Annotated in this window: 23 protein-coding genes; 19 read left to right on the top strand and 4 right to left on the bottom strand. The window is 59.2% G+C overall.

All coding sequences use genetic code 11. The features are described from left to right. Position 1: 1 nt before the first annotated feature. From AC1DD5_RS01975 to AC1DD5_RS01900, 16 genes are all read left to right on the top strand, one after another. Positions 2 to 568 (top strand): hypothetical protein, encoded by a 567-nt coding sequence (locus tag AC1DD5_RS01975; protein WP_477520463.1) that lies wholly within the window; start codon positions 2 to 4, stop codon positions 566 to 568. Continuing rightward, positions 568 to 909 carry a phage head completion protein gene (locus AC1DD5_RS01970; protein WP_477520462.1) on the top strand — a complete coding sequence of 114 codons (342 nt, stop codon included), beginning with the start codon at positions 568 to 570 and terminating at the stop codon, positions 907 to 909. Before AC1DD5_RS01975 ends, AC1DD5_RS01970 begins: the two co-directional genes overlap by 1 nt. Next, positions 909 to 1,157, top strand: a complete 249-nt coding sequence (locus tag AC1DD5_RS01965) for a hypothetical protein (protein WP_477520461.1) — start codon at positions 909 to 911, stop codon at positions 1,155 to 1,157. Before AC1DD5_RS01970 ends, AC1DD5_RS01965 begins: the two co-directional genes overlap by 1 nt. Then, positions 1,150 to 1,533, top strand: a complete 384-nt coding sequence (locus tag AC1DD5_RS01960; protein WP_477520460.1) for a hypothetical protein — start codon at positions 1,150 to 1,152, stop codon at positions 1,531 to 1,533. Before AC1DD5_RS01965 ends, AC1DD5_RS01960 begins: the two co-directional genes overlap by 8 nt. Before the next feature lie 45 nt (positions 1,534 to 1,578). Beyond that, the gene (locus AC1DD5_RS01955) at positions 1,579 to 2,484 is read left to right on the top strand and encodes a phage tail tube protein (RefSeq protein ID WP_477520459.1); all 906 of its coding nucleotides are present in this window, start codon (positions 1,579 to 1,581) and stop codon (positions 2,482 to 2,484) included. A 103-nt stretch (positions 2,485 to 2,587) separates the two neighbouring features. Further along, the gene (locus AC1DD5_RS01950) at positions 2,588 to 2,884 is read left to right on the top strand and encodes a hypothetical protein (RefSeq protein WP_477520458.1); all 297 of its coding nucleotides are present in this window, start codon (positions 2,588 to 2,590) and stop codon (positions 2,882 to 2,884) included. 59 nt (positions 2,885 to 2,943) lie between these two features. Then, entirely contained in the window at positions 2,944 to 3,243 is a 300-nt protein-coding gene (locus AC1DD5_RS01945; protein WP_477520457.1) for a hypothetical protein, read from the top strand. Between the two features lie 27 nt (positions 3,244 to 3,270). After that, the gene (locus tag AC1DD5_RS01940) at positions 3,271 to 5,961 is read left to right on the top strand and encodes a tape measure protein (protein ID WP_477520456.1); all 2,691 of its coding nucleotides are present in this window, start codon (positions 3,271 to 3,273) and stop codon (positions 5,959 to 5,961) included. Then, positions 5,961 to 6,800: a hypothetical protein gene (locus AC1DD5_RS01935; RefSeq protein WP_477520455.1), complete on the top strand. Its 840-nt coding sequence runs from the start codon at positions 5,961 to 5,963 to the stop codon at positions 6,798 to 6,800. The genes AC1DD5_RS01940 and AC1DD5_RS01935 overlap by 1 nt, the downstream gene beginning before the upstream one ends. A 9-nt stretch (positions 6,801 to 6,809) precedes the next feature. After that, entirely contained in the window at positions 6,810 to 8,105 is a 1,296-nt protein-coding gene (locus tag AC1DD5_RS01930) for a hypothetical protein (RefSeq protein WP_477520454.1), read from the top strand. Between the two features lie 9 nt (positions 8,106 to 8,114). Next, complete coding sequence (locus AC1DD5_RS01925; protein ID WP_477520453.1) at positions 8,115 to 9,080, top strand: hypothetical protein; 966 nt, start codon at positions 8,115 to 8,117, stop codon at positions 9,078 to 9,080. Continuing rightward, a complete protein-coding gene (locus tag AC1DD5_RS01920; RefSeq protein ID WP_477520452.1) occupies positions 9,080 to 9,682 on the top strand; it encodes a hypothetical protein in 603 nt (200 codons plus the stop codon). The genes AC1DD5_RS01925 and AC1DD5_RS01920 overlap by 1 nt, the downstream gene beginning before the upstream one ends. 20 nt (positions 9,683 to 9,702) lie before the next feature. Beyond that, on the top strand, positions 9,703 to 10,035 hold the full coding sequence (locus tag AC1DD5_RS01915; RefSeq protein WP_477520451.1) for a hypothetical protein: 333 nt from the start codon (positions 9,703 to 9,705) through the stop codon (positions 10,033 to 10,035). Between the two features lie 68 nt (positions 10,036 to 10,103). Next, entirely contained in the window at positions 10,104 to 10,736 is a 633-nt protein-coding gene (locus AC1DD5_RS01910) for a hypothetical protein (protein WP_477520450.1), read from the top strand. After that, positions 10,736 to 10,921: a phage holin gene (locus AC1DD5_RS01905; RefSeq protein WP_477520449.1), complete on the top strand. Its 186-nt coding sequence runs from the start codon at positions 10,736 to 10,738 to the stop codon at positions 10,919 to 10,921. The genes AC1DD5_RS01910 and AC1DD5_RS01905 overlap by 1 nt, the downstream gene beginning before the upstream one ends. Before the next feature lie 68 nt (positions 10,922 to 10,989). Further along, positions 10,990 to 12,975: a glycosyl hydrolase family 28-related protein gene (locus AC1DD5_RS01900; RefSeq protein WP_477520448.1), complete on the top strand. Its 1,986-nt coding sequence runs from the start codon at positions 10,990 to 10,992 to the stop codon at positions 12,973 to 12,975. On the opposite strand, the gene AC1DD5_RS01895 is transcribed toward AC1DD5_RS01900, so the two are convergent. Both AC1DD5_RS01895 and AC1DD5_RS01890 read right to left on the bottom strand, forming a co-directional pair. Continuing rightward, entirely contained in the window at positions 12,963 to 13,172 is a 210-nt protein-coding gene (locus tag AC1DD5_RS01895) for a hypothetical protein (protein ID WP_477520447.1), read from the bottom strand. The two genes, AC1DD5_RS01900 and AC1DD5_RS01895, sit on opposite strands and share 13 nt — an antisense overlap. A gap of 55 nt (positions 13,173 to 13,227) precedes the next feature. Next, positions 13,228 to 13,383, bottom strand: coding sequence for a hypothetical protein (locus AC1DD5_RS01890; RefSeq protein WP_477520446.1), 156 nt, complete (start codon positions 13,381 to 13,383; stop codon positions 13,228 to 13,230). Between the two features lie 137 nt (positions 13,384 to 13,520). On the opposite strand from AC1DD5_RS01890, the gene AC1DD5_RS01885 reads away from it, so the two are divergent. From AC1DD5_RS01885 to AC1DD5_RS01875, 3 genes are read left to right on the top strand one after another with little or no spacing between them, the layout of a single operon-like run. Continuing rightward, positions 13,521 to 13,679 (top strand): hypothetical protein, encoded by a 159-nt coding sequence (locus tag AC1DD5_RS01885; RefSeq protein ID WP_477520445.1) that lies wholly within the window; start codon positions 13,521 to 13,523, stop codon positions 13,677 to 13,679. Next, positions 13,676 to 13,951, top strand: coding sequence for a hypothetical protein (locus AC1DD5_RS01880; RefSeq protein WP_477520444.1), 276 nt, complete (start codon positions 13,676 to 13,678; stop codon positions 13,949 to 13,951). Before AC1DD5_RS01885 ends, AC1DD5_RS01880 begins: the two co-directional genes overlap by 4 nt. Beyond that, positions 13,948 to 14,139, top strand: coding sequence for a hypothetical protein (locus AC1DD5_RS01875; protein WP_477520443.1), 192 nt, complete (start codon positions 13,948 to 13,950; stop codon positions 14,137 to 14,139). Before AC1DD5_RS01880 ends, AC1DD5_RS01875 begins: the two co-directional genes overlap by 4 nt. 404 nt (positions 14,140 to 14,543) lie before the next feature. Here the strand turns inward: AC1DD5_RS01875 and AC1DD5_RS01870 are convergent, their stop codons facing one another. Next, positions 14,544 to 15,905, bottom strand: coding sequence for a GAF domain-containing protein (locus AC1DD5_RS01870; RefSeq protein WP_477520442.1), 1,362 nt, complete (start codon positions 15,903 to 15,905; stop codon positions 14,544 to 14,546). A gap of 148 nt (positions 15,906 to 16,053) precedes the next feature. Continuing rightward, positions 16,054 to 17,502 (bottom strand): FAD-dependent oxidoreductase, encoded by a 1,449-nt coding sequence (locus tag AC1DD5_RS01865; RefSeq protein ID WP_477520441.1) that lies wholly within the window; start codon positions 17,500 to 17,502, stop codon positions 16,054 to 16,056. Positions 17,503 to 17,546: the final 44 nt, after the last annotated feature.

Below are 17,546 nucleotides of genomic sequence, written 5' to 3'. Positions count from 1 at the left end.
GATGGTGGATCTTGCCAGTGTTGCGGATCTGAACGACTTTTCGCAGTTGGCTCTTGATCCAACAGATACGTCGGCGGCGTTCCTGTTGAAGGTTGCCTCTGGCATGGTCCGCCGTTACTTGGAGCAGGACATTACGTGGGTTGCCGATGATGTTGAGTACGCAGACCCGCTGAACGGGCATGTTGTTCTCCTGCGTCAACTGCCGGTCGCGTCCGTTTCCTTTGTGGAGACGACTACTGACGGTGGCGTGACTTGGACGACCGTGGACCCCGCTAACTATTCGGTGTCACGCAGGCAGGGCCTTGTGTCTGCGAAGCCTTGGACGGGTGTGCAGTGGGGTTCGGATCCGGAGTCGTGGCGGGTCACGTACACGCACGGCTACGAGCTTGTACCTGATGAGATCAAGGGCGTGTGTTGCAGTATCGCGGCCCGGTTCTATTCGACCCCGGCTGGTATTGATATGGAACGCACGGGTCAGCGTCAGGTGAAGTACAGCCTTGAGTCTGCCGGGTTCTCTGGTATGGAGGCCATGGTCTTGGCGTCGTTCCGTAACCCGAGGGTTGCCTGATGGGCCGCCCTTTGGGGCGGGAATCGATCACCGTTCAACGTGCCCCACGGGTCGCCAACGCCTACGGGGATCTGGTGGCTGACTGGTCTGGCACGCTCACGCAGACCGTCTATGGCGGCTGTGACGTGCAGCCTGGAACGACGCAGGAATACCTCATCAACCGTGACAACACCCTTGTGGCGTGGACGGTCTACCGATCCGGCGTTACGGACGTGACCGAGTTCGACCGGGTGCTCTACGCAGGGCGCGTCTACGAGGTCTACGGCCACCCCTCGCGGGATAAGTCCTACTCGGGCCGTCAGGACCACACCGTGATTGTTCTCAAGGATTGGAGTGGCTGATGTTGGAGAAGCTTGAAATCAACGACGAGGCTGCCCGTGCGCTGCTCAACTCTTCCGAGGTGAGAGCGGATCTGTTGCGACGGGCTCATGCTATCGCGAACGCTGCTGGTGCTGGTGTTTACGACGTGTCTGAGGGGCGCACCCCAACGCGTGCCCGTGTGTCTGTTGGCACGGGGGATTACGCGGCGAGGAAGGCTGAGGCAACTAATCGTTCGTTGACGCGGGCGTTGGATGCTGGTCGTGGCTGAGGCGGTCCTGTTTCGGGATGTTGAGGCCTTGGTGTGTGCGTTCCTGCGTAAGCCGTTACTTGGAACTGTTCAGATCGGTATCCGCGTCCCTAGCCCGCGCCCTTCCGAGTTCATCCGTGTTCAGCGTACTGGCGGCCCGAAGGAGACTCTGGTTTCTGAGGCTGCACAGATCACTGTGGAGGCGTGGGCTCAGACTGAGGAACGCGCTTCTTTGCTGCTTTCCCAGTGTCGGGCGTTGTTGAACGCCGCGGACGAAACCATTTACGGGGTCAAGGAGTTTTCCGGCCCCGCCAACCTACCTGATCCACTGTCAGCGCAAGTGCGCTACACGCAAAGTTTTCAGGTCCGTGCACGCGGCACGGTAATCAGCGCGTAACCAATAACCAAGGGTCCGCAAAACACCTTGGAAGGGGTCAGCCTCATGGCTAACTCAATTAACAATGTCGTGGTTGGCAAGCCCCTTGTCACTGGTGGCGTGCTTACCGCGCCCGTGGGTACAGCCCTCCCGACAGATCCGCTCTCCGCGCTTAATGCGGCGTTCAAGGCTGTCGGCTACATCACCGATTCTGGTGTGGTGAAGTCCGAGAAGCGCAACACGGGCACGATCAACGCTTGGGGCGGCGATACCATCGCGGCCACATCCAAGGGCTATGACGTGACGATCAAGCTGGATCTGGCCGAGTTCCTGAACTCGGTTACTCAGAGCCTGATCTACGGCACCGCCAACGTTGTGGCTACGGCTGCTCTTGCCGCTATCGGCACCCCCGTCCTGACCCTTGGTACCACGTCCACCACGGGCGGCACGCTCGCTGCGGGCACCTATTACTGGAAGCTCACGGCAATCAACGCCTCTGGCGAGACTGTAGGTTCCAACGAGGTCACCGCGACCACGACCGGTTCCACTAGCTCTCAGCCGCTCACGTGGGTTGCGATCACCGGGGCTACCGGGTACAAGCTGTACCGCGGCACCGTTGCTGGCGCTGAGAACACCCTCGTGACGACCCTGGGCCTCGTGACCACCTACACGGACACCGGTTCTGCTGGCACTGCCGGCACCGTCCCGTCCGTGGGTAGCACGGGCTCCAAAGGTAACCAGTTGAAGGTCACCGCCACGTCCGCGCCGACGCCTCACAACTCGTGGGTCTTCGAGATCATCAATGACGCCAAAAAGGTCCGCCTCGTTGTCCCGGACGGCAAGGTCATGGACACGGGCGACACCACGTTCAAGGACGACGCGATTGCTGCGGCTGCCCTGACTCTTCAGGCGTTCCCGGACTCCACGGGCGCTTACTACTACGTCTACACCGACGATGGCGTGCGGCTCTAGCCCACGCCTCCACTAACTGGGCGGCAGGGGTTGTCACGCGGACCCTTACCCCTGCCGCCCTTCACCCTTTTAACGAGTCCGCAAACCCCTAAGGAGTCCGCGCATGGTTTTCCAAGTTCCTACGTCTCAGGCGTCCATAAAGCAGAACCGCTTCGAGTTCACATTGCCTGGATCGAAGAAGGTTTACAGCGTTCCGAAGCTTCAGTTTGTAAAGCCTTCGATTGCTTTGCAGTTCAATGACCTTTCGGAAATTCAGATCGCCAACATCCTGTTCAGCGAGTACCTTCCCGAGGTGTTCCCGCAACTTGAGGACGCTTCCCAGTTGGAGGCGCTGCTGAACGCTTGGAAGGAAGAGTCTGGAATTGACGTGGGGGAATCCGGGGCCTCAGCCACCTCCTAAAGGAGCATGGCGAGGCCATCGAGTATGAACTCATTCGGCTGGGTTTGCGGATCTCATGGTTGGGCACTGAGGCCCTGACTTGGCGTGATCTGTATGTGATCGTGCGGCAGTCACCCACCGATTCTGCCATACACCGCTCCGTTGCTGGCCCGGATCATATTTGGGGCCTTCAAGAGCATCTGTTGGCGGGCGTGTTCGATGTCCTTTCAGTGGCGAACTGGCAACGCGGCGGCGACGAGAAGGCTAAGAAGCCTGAGCGTATCCCACGGCCCGGTGTGACGAAGCGGGCGGACGGGCAGTTGCTCGCGCAAGGCAAGGCCATGTCTATCGAGGACATGAACGCACAGCTCGGGTGGTAGCCCAATAACTAGATAGAGGTGGCCCTGGTGGCTGTAGAACTCGCAACTGCCTACATTTCTTTGGTCCCCTCGTTGAAGGGCGCTTCTAGCAAGATCTCTCAGGAGTTGGGGTCTGTTGATACGGGTCCGGCTGGCAATGAGATGGGCCGCAAGATGGGTGGCGGAATTGTCGGGTCAATGAAGTCTATTGTCGGGCCGGCGATGGCTATTGCTGGTTCGGCTATGTTCGCGGGGTTCATCAAGGACGCTGCGGCTGCGAGCGACGCGACGGACAAGTTCAAAGCGACGATGAGTTTCGCCGGGTTGGACACGTCCGCTATCACGGCGGCGAAGGACGCTGCGAAGTCTTACGCGGACCAGACGGTCTATGACTTGCCGACGATCCAGAACATGACTGCTCAGCTTGCGTCTAACGGTGTGAAGGATTACACGGGCCTCACGCAGGCTGCGGGTAACTTGAACGCTGTTGCTGGTGGTAACGCGGAGACGTTCAAGTCCGTGGCTATGGTGATGACGCAGACGGCTGGTGCGGGGAAGCTGACTACGGAGAACTGGAACCAGATGGCGGACGCCATCCCTGGCGCTGCTGGTCCGCTGATGAAATCCCTTGAAGAGGCTGGGGCGTATACGGGTAACTTCCGTGATGCCATGGCGGCGGGGCAGATCACGTCTGTCGAGTTCAACGCGGCGCTTCAGAAGCTCGGCAATGACCCGGTGGCGGTGGAGGCTGCGAAGTCCACCAAGACGTTTGAGGGCGCTATAGGCAGCCTTCAGGCGACGATCAACTCAGGTCTCATGGGTGCCTTGGACGCTTTGAAACCTGCAATTACTGGGGCGATCAGCGGACTTGCCACCGGGCTTGGTGCGATCTTCGGCGCGTTCGGCGCGATTTTCACACTGTTCAAGACGGGCGACTTCAACGGTGGGATCCGGAAGGCGCTGGGCCTTGAAGAGGACTCAGCTATCGTCGGGGCGATCCTCACTATCCGTAATGGTGCGCTTGGGCTCAAATCGGCGTTCAGTGGTGAGGGGATCACGTCTGACGGGTTCGTTGGTGTCATGGAGCGCATCGGTGTTGGCGCGAGGGAAGCCATTCTCGGTGTCAAGGCTATGCGTTCGGCCTTTAGTGGGGAAGGTGTCACCTCTGACGGTTTCATAGGGGCCATGGAACGGATCGGCGTTACCGTCCGTTCGGTGGTTGATAAAGTCGGCCCGACTTTAGGCACAATTTTCGCTGCCGCCGCCCCGATGATAGGGCAGGTTGGCGCGGCCATCGGCCCGCTGCTGCCCCAATTCTTCGGCCTGTTTTCGGCTTTGTCCCCGGTCCAAACCATTTTCAAATCCATCGAACCGCTTTTACCTCAACTGCTCAGCGTGTTCGGGCAGTTAGCCACGGTTATCGGCGGGACGCTCATGTCCGCGTTGACGACGCTGGTCCCGATCTTCATGCAAATGCAGGGCGTCGTGGTGAGCCTGTTCCAGCAGGTCCTTGCCGTGGCGCTCCCCATCATTGTGCAGCTCGTGACGATGCTCGGGCAGACGTTGGCGCAGTTGCTCCCTGTCGTCATGCCGATCATTATTCAAATCGCCACTCTGGCGATGACTCTTGTTTCTCAGCTCGCACCGATCCTGATGCAGCTTATTTCTGCGGTGTTGCCGGTGGTGGTAACGATCTTCGGGGCTGTGCTGCAAGCTATCGGCCCGCTCATCACGATGATCGCCGGTTTGCTGATCCCGATCATTCAGGCGCTCATGCCCGTTGTTGTGACCGTGTTTGGTGTTGTCGCAAGCATCATCACGTCGGTGATGCAGATCGTTCAAGGCGTGATCCAGGTTGTTACGGGGATCATCTCTGGCAACTGGTCACAAGTCTGGGAGGGCATCCAGAACATCTTCGGCGGGATCTGGAACACTATCGTCGCCGTTGTGACTGGCGTGCTTGGCATCCTCTGGTCAGTGATCTCAGCAGGACTGAACCTTGTCTTCGCGTTCATCGGTTCCATCCTTGGCAGCATTGGTCAGTTCTTCGCTGACACGTGGAACAACATCGTCGGCGCCGTCTCGGGTGCTATCGGTTTCGTCAGCGTTGCCATTTCTTCCGGGTTCAGCCTGTGGTGGGGTTTGGTTACGTCCACGCTGGGGAACATCGGTTCGTTTTTCGCTGACACATGGAACAACATCACGAACGGTATCTCCAACTTTGTCGGCGGCATCGGGAAGTTCTTCGCGGGCATACCTGACACGATCATGTCAGCGCTTTCGGGCGCAGGGTCCTGGTTGTTCAACGTTGGCAAGGACATCATCAACGGGCTGCTGGATGGCATCGGTTCGATGATGGGCGCGATTGGTAATGCGATCCTTTCGCTGATCCCTGGGCCTATCGTTGGCGTGTTCAAGTCAGCGCTTGGTATCGCGTCCCCGTCCAAGGTCTTCCGTGGGTTCGGTAAGAACATTGTTGAGGGCCTGATCCTTGGCACGGGCGATAAAACGGATGACCTGACTTCGACGATGCGTGACCTTGTGACGGTCCCTGATGCGCCTTCGTTCAGTTCCTCAGCGGCGTCTATGCCGGGTTCCGCGTCGTCATTGGATGCCCGCCCTATCTATGTTCAGAACCCTTTCACGGGGGAGTACCTTCTGGCGCAGGTCGGGGCGGTTGCTTCAGGGGTTGTTGCCGGCGCGGATTCTAATTCTCAGTACATGCGGAGGGGACGCTAGTGGCTATTAGTGCGAGTGCCGCAGTGGGTATCAGCGACCCTGGTCCCAACTCTGTTGTTACGATCACGGGTCTTGGTGTTGGCACCTCGGTTGTGAATGTGTGGCGGACTGTTGACGATGACCGCGCACCTGTTCGTGGTGCGCGGCGTATCACGATGAATGATGCTGCGCTTGTCATTGATTGGGATGCCCCGATTAACCGGCCTGTGACGTATGAGGTTGAGGTGTTGTCTGGGCCTGTGGGGCCGTCGCGCACTGTGGCGGCCCCGTTGACTATCATCTCGGACACTGGCTGGTTGATGGATCCCTTGGTGCCTCAATCGGCGGTTCCGGTGATGGGGAAACCTAAGGGTGACACGGGCATCCATCTTCAAGCCGCCGCGTTGGCTTCGCTTGAGTACGCGGCGGACGTGTCAATGTACAACGTGATGGGTTCGGGTAAGCCGTTGGCGTTGTTTGGCCAGCGGATGGCGGCTAAGGGCGTGGATTTGTCCATGGCGACTCGTTCCGCTGAGCAGGGCAAGCGGCTGCTGGACTTGTTCAAGTCGTCTTCGGGGTTCTTGTTCCGCCCTGGTCCTGATCTTGACCCGGCGCAGCTTGACGCTGTGATGTTCCTTGCTGCACCCACGGTGAAGCAGCTACCGGTGGATCCTGCGTGGGGTGGCGAGGTCACGTTGTGGGATTTCCAGGCTGAGACTGTTGCCGCCCCCACGGTGAAGGTCCTGACGGTGACGTTCACGTATGGGGATGTGCAGTTGTTGGTGGCTTCGTATCAGCAGAAGCAGGACGCGATGGCTGGGAAAACGTATTTGGATGATTTGAAGAACCCGCTCGGTTAGGAGTTTCCCTTGCGTCGTGTTGATGTTGAGACGTTGGATGCGTTGGGTGGTTCGAGGCCTGCGGATACGTTGACGGTTTGGGCGTGGCGGTCTGGTAAGCGTGTGGTGCTGGATCCTTTGTTGGTGAAGGACTGGTCATTTGAGGATCAGGCCGGCGATTCGGTGAAGGTCGGTCAGAAGGTCACGCTCACTGTGGCGGACCCAGACGGGAACCTTGGGGCGTGGCGGTTTGATGACCCGTTGGGTGTTGGTGGGACCCGGTTGCAGATCATTTATAACGTGGGTGGGTCCGGGGCGATCAATTATGGGTGGTTCCGGATCACTGGGAATCAGCCTACCGAGTTTTGGGATTCGCGGGTTGTTGATGAGTACGGCTATATGGAGCCTGATGGTTCGTTGCCGGTGCATAAGCGCAGGAAGTTTATTAAGACAGCCGCGGTTCAGATCACTGCCGTTGATTTGACGGGTGATGTTGACCGGGACAAGTTGCAGGCTCCCGAGTCACCCCCCGCTAGCGCTTCTGTGGTGTCTGAGTTTAAAAGGTTCACGGCCCGCTATTTCCCGACTGTTGTTGATGCTGGTGTGGTTGATACTGGCGTGTCGAGGCAGCTTGTGTACAACAAGGAACGTCTCGAATCCTGCCAGGACCTGTTGACTCGCATATCGGCCCGGTATCGGATGGGCGGCGACGGGGAAGCCCACATTTACCCGTTGCATGGCGCCTCGGTCCTGAGGATTGAACCTAACGCCGGGTTGGTGTCTGTCTCCCGTAACCAGTCCATTGATGGGTTGTATAACCGGTGGGTTGTTGAGGGTAAGAACGCCGCCAGTGGTGACCCTATCTTTGGTGTGGCCGATATTGAGAACGGGCCTCTGAAGTATGGGGGACCTCATGGGCGGGTGCCTTATTCGTATTCGTCGGAGATGATCACCACCGTTGCGCAGGCCACTACTTATGCGCAGTCGTTGAGGGACACGTTCATCGGCAACCTTGCCGTTCAGCTCACGGTTGAGACGATCCCGCGCCCGGAGTTGCAGGCCGGCGACTGGGTTGAAGTTGGCTGCCCTGTTACTGCCGGTCATGTGGTGTACCTGCCGGGTGCGATCACTGATGTGAAACGTGCGGGTGACACTGTTCCGCGTGGCACGTCGTTGACGGTTTCTTGTTCGTACACGGATGTTATTGCCGCCCTGGACCGTACTGAGTGGGCTAAGTATTTGACTTCGCAGATGCCTGATTTGACGTGGGATTTGATGCCCGCCACGTGGGGTTCCATCCCCGCCATCAACTGGTCCAACGTTTAGGAGGCGCCCGTGGTTCAGCTTAACAAAACGTTAGCGCTCATCCCTGACGCTGGTATTACGCGGGAGTTCGGGACCGCCTATTTTGATGGGGTTTCGTGGTGGGCGAACGTCCGCGGCGGCCTGCTCATGGCGCGGTGGATCCGCTCGGTGCAGCCTATGCAGGGCGCGAAGATCATCGTTGACATCATGTCCGATGGCAAGGGCCTTGCAACGGCGCTGGTGGTCGGTGTTTATGGTGATCAGCCGGCGCCGTCTACTGGTTCGGTGTTGGCGGTGGGTACGGACCAGATTGTTTTCACTGGCGATGACGGCGGGAACTACACGACTGGCTTTTTCCTTGGCCCTATCTCGTCGTACGCGCCGGGTAATCCGGTGAAGCTGATGTGGGCTGATAGTGTCCCCACGATTTTGGGTGTTATCGCGGCGATCACTCCGCCTCCTGCTTCTGACCCGTTGCCGCCTCCTGTTGCTGTGCCTGTTGTTCAGTCGGGTCAGGAAACGCTGATTTGTACGGCTTCTGACACGTGGGGTGTTGGTGGTTGGGGTCGGTGGGCTGGTTCTACTGGCGGCGGCGAGCAGGTGTATTCGGGTACGTGGGGCGGTCAGACTTTGACTGGTTCCTGGTTTTATGGTGCGCCGTTGCCTGTGTTGCAGGGTAAGACGATCACTCGTGTTCAGTTCCGTGTGCCTGCCCGCCTTGATTCTGCTGGGGCTTACAACAGTGCGGCGACGATGCACGTTTACGCGCACACCAGCCAGTACCGTCCTGCCGGCGATGTTGGGCGTTCGGTTGGCCCATCTGATGTTGTGCTTGCCGCGCATCAGCAGCCCGCGTGGGTGGACTTGCCGACATCGTTCGGCGCAGCAATCGCGGCGGGTGGCGGCATTTCAATTGCGGGCGACCCCTATATAGGCCTCGTAGGTAGGCGTCAAGACCCGGACTCGGGCAAACTGCTAATTGACTGGAGTGCGTAATGACGCAGACTTTGAAGAACAAGGTTGTCGTCCCGACAAACGGTGACGCGTACAACCTGACCGGCGACCTTGCAACAGCGTTCCTTGGCGCTAACGTGGTCATCCCTATTGGTTCGCTGGCGGAACGTAACACCCTCACGACTGCTGGGCCTTTGACGGGTCAGTGTATTGTGCGTACAGACTTGCCGGGGCAACCCATCGAGACGTGGGACGGTACGAAGTGGTTGGACTACGCGTCGGGGAACATCACCTATAACGCGAATGGTTTCTATCAGGCGTTCGGCGCGGGTTACGGTAACCCCGGCTACGAGAAGCTACCCACGGGCCGCGCGACACTTATGGGCATGGTCGGCACCACGCAGACCACGTTCACGATGACCGCGAATACCTCGTATGTGATCGGCACTATCCCATCCGCTATTGCCCCTGCGGCGGATGAGCTGTACAACCCCGGCACCTCGTCAGCCATGGGAACCAAATGCACACTCTACGTCCGGTCTAACGGGAACATCAGCTTCGAATCCGCGTCCGGGTTTTCTGGTATCTCGCAGGCGTCGTTCTTCATCGGTTTGGGTGGGATTAACTGGCGGTCGAAGCCATGATGCCCCAATGGATCAGTGATGTGATTAGCGTGTGGCCCTGGTTGGGGGCCTTTTTCTTTGCCGTTTTCTTTGTCTGGAAGGTCGGGCCGGTGCTGCGTAAGTGGTCCCGGTTCATTGACCGTGTGATCGGCGTCCCGGAGGACAAGAAAACTGGGCAGTCTGCCGTGCCGGGGATCTTCGAACGCCTTGACCATCAAGACGGGGTGCTGGAAACGATCCGGCATGAGGTCGAGTTCAATAACGGCACCTCAGTGAAGGACGCTGTGACCCGTGTCGAGAAGGTACTCACTGATCATCTTGCCGCGCCGGTCCCGCAAACAACCATCAACGTAAACCCCGGAGGCGCGCCATGACGGTTCAGTTGATAACGCCGAACCCGAATATTCCGTGCACTCCGGGTTGGTGCTTGCAGTACGTCCGCATGACTTTCGGTCTTAACGGCGTGTATGACAGCGCTACGGATGGGTGGAACGCCTCACCCACGAAGCATCGTGACTGGAATTTTCCGGCTGGTCTTTGGGTCCCGGTGTGGTTTGGGATCGCGAAGGAACCGCTAGGCCATGTGGTGCTGCTAGCCCCTGACGGTTCGGTCTACTCCACGAGTGACAACTCCACTGTCCCGCACCACCACCCAAGCCTCGCGGACCTCATGAACTACTACGCCGCTGCTGACCTGCCGCTGACTTACCGGGGCTGGACTGAGGACATCGAGAACGTGACCGTCGTTGACCTCGGCTCGGCGTCGCTTGGCTATGACGGCGAAATAACTCCCATGGAAGAAGACGATATGTTCACGGACGATGACCGGAAGCTGCTTGTCGCACTCAAGCAGGGTTTCTTTGACGGCGGCACCTCTATGCCTGAGGGTAAGCCGATCAAGGATCTCATCAATGACAGCTTCACCGCTGTTCGTACGCAGCTTGCGACGATTGGCGGGAAGCTGACCACGGCTCCGGGTGGTGACGTGAAGGCGGATGCTGAGGCGATTGCTAAGGCCCTTGCCCCTGATCTTGCTAAGGCCCTACTGGTTGAACTTTCGAAAGGTGATGCCTGATGTTCGCCCCTGAAACTCGCGCCTGGATTTACCGGATCCTGACCGCTGCTGCCCCGGTTGCCGCGTTCTATGGCTGGGTCAGTAACGAGGCATTGCCGTTGTGGCTTGGTCTTGCTGGCGCCGTACTTGGTACTGGGCTCGCTGCCATCAACACGCCAACCAATGGCAAGCACGAAGCTGATTAGATCCCCATCCCGTGGCAGAACCGTACCGCTAACGGTACGGTTCTGCCCCTTTGTTTTAGGAGGCCCGTGTGGCTGTTGAATTGACTCCGCTCGGGTTCAAGAAGCCTGACGGTAACGAGCTTGTCCGCAATGGTGACAACGTGATCGCGGACAATGCACAGAAGTCGCAGGACCTCCATCAAGCGGCGCAGGCACGGTTCGCGTTGTTGGAGAACGCGGCTGGGTTCCCCGGTGCGCCTCTTGATTTCGCGGACACTGTTGTTGAGTCCCTTGTTCTTGGCCCGTCTGACACGTCAGATGCGTTGAATGGTAAGTACGCGCAAGTCGCGCACCTGCCCGTGAACGTGAAGCAGCTCGGCGTGACGGGCAACGGGGCGACGGACGACCGGCCACTGTTGCAGTCGATTATCACCGCTGCCGGGGCGAACGCGACACTGTACTTCCCGCCCGGAACCTACCTGCTCTCCACAGCAACCGTAGCGAGTGACCGCATCCTGGTTGTGCCCGCTGGTCAGAAGTGGATCGGCTCGGGTTCCGCGTCAACGATCAAAGTTGCGAACAACTTCGGCGCGTACAAGACCATCATCGGTTGCACCAATGACAGCACGGACGTTGGCAGTTTCACGATGGAGCGGTTGAGGTTCGATCAGAACAGCGGCAACGGCAACACGTACCTGCTCGCGGACCTCATGGTGAACACCAAACACGTCCTCCGCGTGCTGTCGTTCACCGCTGGGTCGTCCATCCTGATCCGGGATTGCATCTTCGACAACTCGGACTGCATGAACACCCTGTACATCGCCGCTGACACCATCGACATTTCCCGGAACCTCTGGCGCGGCACCGGCACAACGGGCGGTGGCAACTTCCGCGACCACTCATCCATCTACACCACAACCACCGTTGAGGGTGGAACGCAGACGATCATCAACAACACGTTCCGCGGCAACCTTGGCATGGGCTCGTCTGTGTGTGCGATTGAAACGCACGGCGGATCGCAGACCGTGACTGGCAACAACATCTCCGGTTACATGATCGGGGCGAACCTAACCGGCTGGTCAAGCACTGTCCGATGCCAGTCCATTGTGTTCAACAACAACCCGATCACGAACTGCGCGTTCGGGATCCAGGTCTGGTCAAGGTACAGCGGCACCATCACCACGGGACCCGCGATGACAGGCGTGGAAATCCACGCCAACCCAATCATCGTTGACCGTGACTCATGGCTACCCATTACGGGCATCTCTGCAACGTCATGGGCTATCTGTGTGGAGGAAGCATCAACGGCCCCGATTGATGGGCTCAACATTTCACAGAACCAGATCCGCTACAAGCCGTCTGTTCTGACACCCCCCGCGAACGACGCCCGAAGCGTTGGTATCCGCTTGGTTATGGCCTATGCTGCTGCGGTACTCAACAACGTGAAGGTGTTGGATAACACCATCGTCAACCCGCTCTCGTCCGGGATGCACATCTCAGGCATTTTCAACGGGCTTGAGGTCCGCGGGAACAGGGTTGTTGACCCGGCCCAGTCCACGCATTCGTCCGTGGTGGACGTTTACCGTTCAGCCGGCGTTATCTCGGGGACGTTGAATGATGCGACGTTCGAGAACAACACTCTCGTTGATACGCGCGCCACGCACTACTGCGCGTACTTCTTCATCGCCCTCTCAGCGATGACAGCGGCGAACAACTTCACGTTCCGGAACAACAGTGCAAGGTTCGCGGACGGGGCCACGCCGTATGTGTCGATCTGGCCGTCTTCAACTGCCGGGTGCGCCCCGTACATTCAGGAGACTGTGAAGGTGTGGCCGGGTGTGTTCCAGCCGTCTATGGCTGGGTCGAATGTGCGGGAATCGTCAACGGGCAGGGTCTACACGCAGGTCACTGCACCATCGGGCACGTCATGGAAGCTCGGCGCGAATAACGGCATGTCACTGACAACGACTACACCCACGGCTGGCTCGGCTGCTGCGCTACCGGCAACACCGGAAGGCTACATGCTGATATCAGTCAACGGCGTGGACCGGAAGCAACCGTACTACCCTGTGTGACCGGCCATGATGGACTGGGCTAGCTGGTCCATGTATCGGGCTTTCTCCGGGGTGTCTATGAGGTCGCTGAAATCAACGACCTGTTTACCCGCGCCGGACTCAGCCCCGAGCAGCGCGACCTCTAGCCGGTCCTTCATCAGACGCAACTCTGTTTGGCTGAATAGCACGTCGCCCATATCGATCATGCGTACAATCATAAACGCCGCCACCCTCATTTTGCGAGGGTGGCGGCGTTTCGTTGTTTAAGTGGTTCTAGTTGCCGTCGAGTTCGTCTAGTGTGATGGCGCATACGGCGTCGCTGATTGGCGGCGGTGGTGGTGCGCCGTCGCCTTCGATTATTTTGATGCCCTCCGGAAAGAGTAAGGGCATATGGACGGCAGAACGTTCCCCCAGGTTTTCATCTGTCATGCCGCATAGTCTACTCAGGGGTAGCAAGTCAACAAGGGCCGTGATTAAACCGTTAGAAACGGGTGCAAAGTCCCGTGTACTTTGATGCAACACAGAGTACACTAGAAGACACTACTCCTATGAGCAAAGGATGCCCCATGAGATTCCCTGGACTTTTCCAATCGCTTGCTGCCATTGCGTGCATCGTCGCATTTTCCTTTACGGATTCCGTCAGCTACATGTTCGCTGCCGTGATCTTCGCTATCGGCGCTGCTGAGGGTCGCATTCTCGCGGTCATTCGGAAGGACCAACCATGACCGTCCCTGACGAAGCGGTAGAAGCGGCGGCGGAAGCCATGTGGCTTGCACGTCCGATGCAGCGCACCACGGACGGAAGCCCGCTGCCTTTCGCTGAGGCCAAGGGTTACGAACGCAGACGACACCTAGACCAAGCACGTCACGCCCTCGAAGCCGCTGCCCCGTTCATCGCCGCGCAAGCATGGGACGAAGGCCATGAGTCAGGCTTCCAGAACGCTGCGTATGGAACCGCGGAAAACTTTTACACCAACCCCTACAGGAGCGGAACGTGAGCGACCGTTACATGCCACGGTTCGGGGATCCTGTTGCATCCTGGCATCGCTGGTTTGCTTGGCGACCTGTTGAGACTGTGGACCGTGGCGTTGTCTGGCTGCGGGTTGTGAACCGCCGCCGCATCAACAAACACAACTACCTCCACGGCGGCGCTGACTGGTGGTTCCAACACGCAGTAGACATCTAACAACAAAGGCCCCCCCACGTCTTCGTGAGGGGGCCTTTTCGTTGTTTAGGCTACGTCTTCTGTGCCGGTTGTTAGTTGGAAGTTGAGGGTTTCGCCCGCGTCGATGGGCGTGAGCGTGCGCCCGCTCATGTCAAACCGTTGAGTAAGCGTTAAGTGACTGCACGGACGAGTGAATAGCATGATGAAGCTTCCCCGAGTTTACGCGGAATATCGGCCTAAGCAAGGGTTTATACATCGATCCAGTTCTCGTACCGGTCCTTGAAGGTGACCTTCGAACCCTCGGCACCCGGCTGTGCATAAACGGTCATTGCTAGCTCCTTTGCTGCGAATCACGGTGGCTGTCGCCATTGATTCGAGCCTAGGAGCGGGCAGGTTGCAGCTACGTTGCAACCATGTGAGTCAGCTCACGCTTTCAGTTCCGTTTCGATCCGCTCAAGGTCAGCCACGACGGCGGCACGCTTGGGTGAGCGCGGCGGCAGGAGCTTGAGGACGGCAAGGCGGAGTTCGACGTCGTACTTCGCCTCGGGCAGCTCAGCGTACTTCAAGAGCGAATCAACGCTGCCATCACTGAGCAGCGCTTCCCGCAACAGATGCGACACCCGCTCACGCAACTGCACGACGCCGGGCGCCTCCGAGCGCGGCAGGACTGCGCCTTTGTAGATCTCCAAGGCAATCCGATGCGCACCGCGCTGCAGACAACTGAGCACCTGGCCCGAATCGGGAAGCAACTCGACAGGCAAGCGGTAGGGCCTCGATTCGGGAACTGCCCCAGGGCTGAGCTCATGGAGAACTTTGCGCAGGCGAACCATTTCGGCCCGCAACGTAACAGCCGAGCCGTCCCCCGGGTATAGCTGCGCGCAAAGGTCATCAGCGCTCAGGCCGGCAGGTTGGCTGCAGAGGATAGCCAGGATTTCACTGTGCCGGGCCGACAGGGAAACCGTCCGGCCGTCGATGCTGAGGAGGGCCTGGTCGCGGCCCAACAACTGCAGGCTGTTCCGGTACAGAGTGTGGCTGGAAGCGGAAGCTGAGCTTCGGCGTCGTGGTTTGTCCCGGACGGCGGCGGCGAGCTGGAGACGTTCGATGCGCAACTGCGCCTGCGCGGCCGCAACGGTTGCTTCCACCAGAGATACTGTGTGCGGGGCCACCGCAGTCTCTGTTCCAGTGATGTCCACGACGCCCAGCACGGCGCCGGAATCGGGATCGTGGAAGGGAACGGCCGTACAACTCCATGGGTGAACTGATCTCTTGAAGTGCTCGGCACCGGAGATCTGGATGCTCCGATCCAGGGCCAGCGCCGTCCCGGGCGCGCTTGTACCCACTGAGGCTTCTGACCAATCGGCGCCCGCAACGAACATCATTCCCTCGGCCCTGCGCTGCATGACTGGATCGCCATCCACCCACAAAAGCCGCCCGACGTCGTCCCCCACTGCCACGAGCAACCCACTGTCATGGCTGGGCTGGACCAACAACTTCCTGATCACCGGCATGATCGCAGCCAGCGGGTGTTGCCTGCGGTAGTCCTCCAGTTCGTCGCGGTCCATCGCGAGCGGCGCTTCGGGGACATCGGGATTGGCCTGCAGACTGGCCGAACGCTGCCAGGACTCACGCACCAAACGCCGGAGGCCTGAGATTTCCTCCGGAGTCCCGGCCCGCAGCATGTCCAGTTGCTCGTGGCTTCCCAGGTTTTCATGGGCGGCCAGGGCGCGCTTCTGCAGCAGCCTTCCGGCTTCGCTGCCCGGAGCAGGCGAATGGATTGGATTCCTCATCGAACTCCCTCGTAGTCCGCAATGACAGCGCGATGTGCATGTGCTGGCGGCACGGTACCCGAAAGTCTAGTTCCAGGAATGGAGTTTGTGTACAGCTGACGCCTCTTGCCAAGCCTGTTGAGAGCGTTAGCGTACACAAACCCAAGGGTCAGCCGCGCGAGATCTGGATCATTTCCTCACGCGGGACTACCTTGATGCGCTCCCGGATCACGCCATTGCCGTTGCCGGATTCGGACTCCGACTTGGACCATGCGGCGCCGAGGGCAGCCTCGTGCGCATCCAGCCGGTTCCACCCCTCCCAGGTGGTGTATTCGATGCCGCGTTCCTCGAGGAGATCGATGATGGCCTGCGGATCCGGGTTCTCTGCTGGAGGCAACGTGAGCCGGTCTTCCAGGAGGCAGCCGATGGTCTCCAGGGCATCGCCCTTGGTATGACCGATCAGGCCTACAGGTCCACGCTTGATCCAGCCGGTGGCATAGATTCCCGGCACGGGCTTGCCGTCGGCATCCAGGACGCGACCGCCGTCGTTCGGTATGACACCGCGGCGGGCATCGTACGGAAGCTCCTCAAGTGGCGAGCCGTGGTAGCCGATCGCGCGGTAGACGGACTGCACCGGGTACTCCACGAATTCACCGGTGCCCTTGACGTTGCCGGTTCCGTCCAGCTGCATTCGCTCGAACTTGATGCCGGAAACCTTGCCGGGAGTTTCCGGCGAGTCCAGGATTTCCACCGGGCTGTGCAGGAAGTGCAAGTGCAGACGGCGCGAGGATGGCTGCTCGGATTCCGCGTGTTCCTCCACCAGCCAGTTGGTCATCGTGTTGACCATGGTCTTGATCTGGTTATTGGTCCGGATTGCCTCATCGGAGGCTTCATCAAACTCGAAGTCCTCCGGGTACAGCACAATGTCTACGTCATTGCAGTGGGACAGCTCCCGCAATTCCAGCGGAGTGAACTTCACTTGTGCAGGACCGCGGCGTCCAAACACGTGGACGTCGATAACGGGCGATTTCTTCAACCCCTCGTACACGTTTTCCGGGATCTCGGTGACCAGCAGTTCATCGGGGTGCTTGACCAGCATGCGAGCCACATCAAGGGCAACGTTGCCATTGCCGATGACCGCAATCTCCTTGGCATCCAATGGCCAATCGCGGGAAACGTCCGGATGTCCGTCGTACCAGGAAACAAAATCAGCTCCGCCGAAGGAACCGTCCAACCCGATGCCCGGGATGTTCAGGTCGGCGTCCTTGATAGCCCCCGTGGAGAAGATCACGGCGTCATAGAAAGCTCGGAAATCGTGAAGCGTCAGATCCCGGCCGTAGGTCACGTTGCCAAGGAAGCGGATGTCGCCGCGGTCCAACACCTTGTGCAGGGCGTTGACGATGCCCTTGATGCGGGGATGATCCGGCGCCACACCGTAGCGGATCAGCCCGTAGGGCGCAGGGTACGCCTCAAAGAGATCGATGCTGACCTCCACGTCCCCGTCCTTGACCTCGTTGGACTTGGTCAAGATGTCGGCGGCGTACACGCCGGCGGGACCGGCGCCAACGATGGCGACGCGAAGCGGACGTTTGGGGGTGGTGGCGGCTGAGTTGGACACCGTAAGCCCTTCCGAAGCAGTAAGCCACGCCGTTGTTGGGGCGC

It is taken from the genome of Paenarthrobacter sp. 10L420 (assembly GCF_056395385.1).
The sequence above is the reverse complement of the archived record's forward strand: the minus strand, read 5'-3'. Positions and strand labels throughout refer to the sequence as shown.

Excerpts from the sequence above, each read along its gene's own strand:
- AC1DD5_RS01975 (WP_477520463.1), top strand. The coding sequence starts at position 2 with ATGGTGGATCTTGCCAGTGTTGCGGATCTGAACGACTTTTCGCAGTTG.
- AC1DD5_RS01970 (WP_477520462.1), top strand. The coding sequence starts at position 568 with ATGGGCCGCCCTTTGGGGCGGGAATCGATCACCGTTCAACGTGCCCCA.
- AC1DD5_RS01965 (WP_477520461.1), top strand. The coding sequence starts at position 909 with ATGTTGGAGAAGCTTGAAATCAACGACGAGGCTGCCCGTGCGCTGCTC.
- AC1DD5_RS01955 (WP_477520459.1), top strand. The coding sequence starts at position 1,579 with ATGGCTAACTCAATTAACAATGTCGTGGTTGGCAAGCCCCTTGTCACT.
- AC1DD5_RS01950 (WP_477520458.1), top strand. The coding sequence starts at position 2,588 with ATGGTTTTCCAAGTTCCTACGTCTCAGGCGTCCATAAAGCAGAACCGC.
- AC1DD5_RS01920 (WP_477520452.1), top strand. The coding sequence starts at position 9,080 with ATGACGCAGACTTTGAAGAACAAGGTTGTCGTCCCGACAAACGGTGAC.
- AC1DD5_RS01910 (WP_477520450.1), top strand. The coding sequence starts at position 10,104 with ATGACTTTCGGTCTTAACGGCGTGTATGACAGCGCTACGGATGGGTGG.
- AC1DD5_RS01905 (WP_477520449.1), top strand. The coding sequence starts at position 10,736 with ATGTTCGCCCCTGAAACTCGCGCCTGGATTTACCGGATCCTGACCGCT.
- AC1DD5_RS01895 (WP_477520447.1), bottom strand. The coding sequence starts at position 13,172 with ATGATTGTACGCATGATCGATATGGGCGACGTGCTATTCAGCCAAACA.
- AC1DD5_RS01890 (WP_477520446.1), bottom strand. The coding sequence starts at position 13,383 with ATGACAGATGAAAACCTGGGGGAACGTTCTGCCGTCCATATGCCCTTA.
- AC1DD5_RS01885 (WP_477520445.1), top strand. The coding sequence starts at position 13,521 with ATGAGATTCCCTGGACTTTTCCAATCGCTTGCTGCCATTGCGTGCATC.
- AC1DD5_RS01880 (WP_477520444.1), top strand. The coding sequence starts at position 13,676 with ATGACCGTCCCTGACGAAGCGGTAGAAGCGGCGGCGGAAGCCATGTGG.
- AC1DD5_RS01870 (WP_477520442.1), bottom strand. The coding sequence starts at position 15,905 with ATGAGGAATCCAATCCATTCGCCTGCTCCGGGCAGCGAAGCCGGAAGG.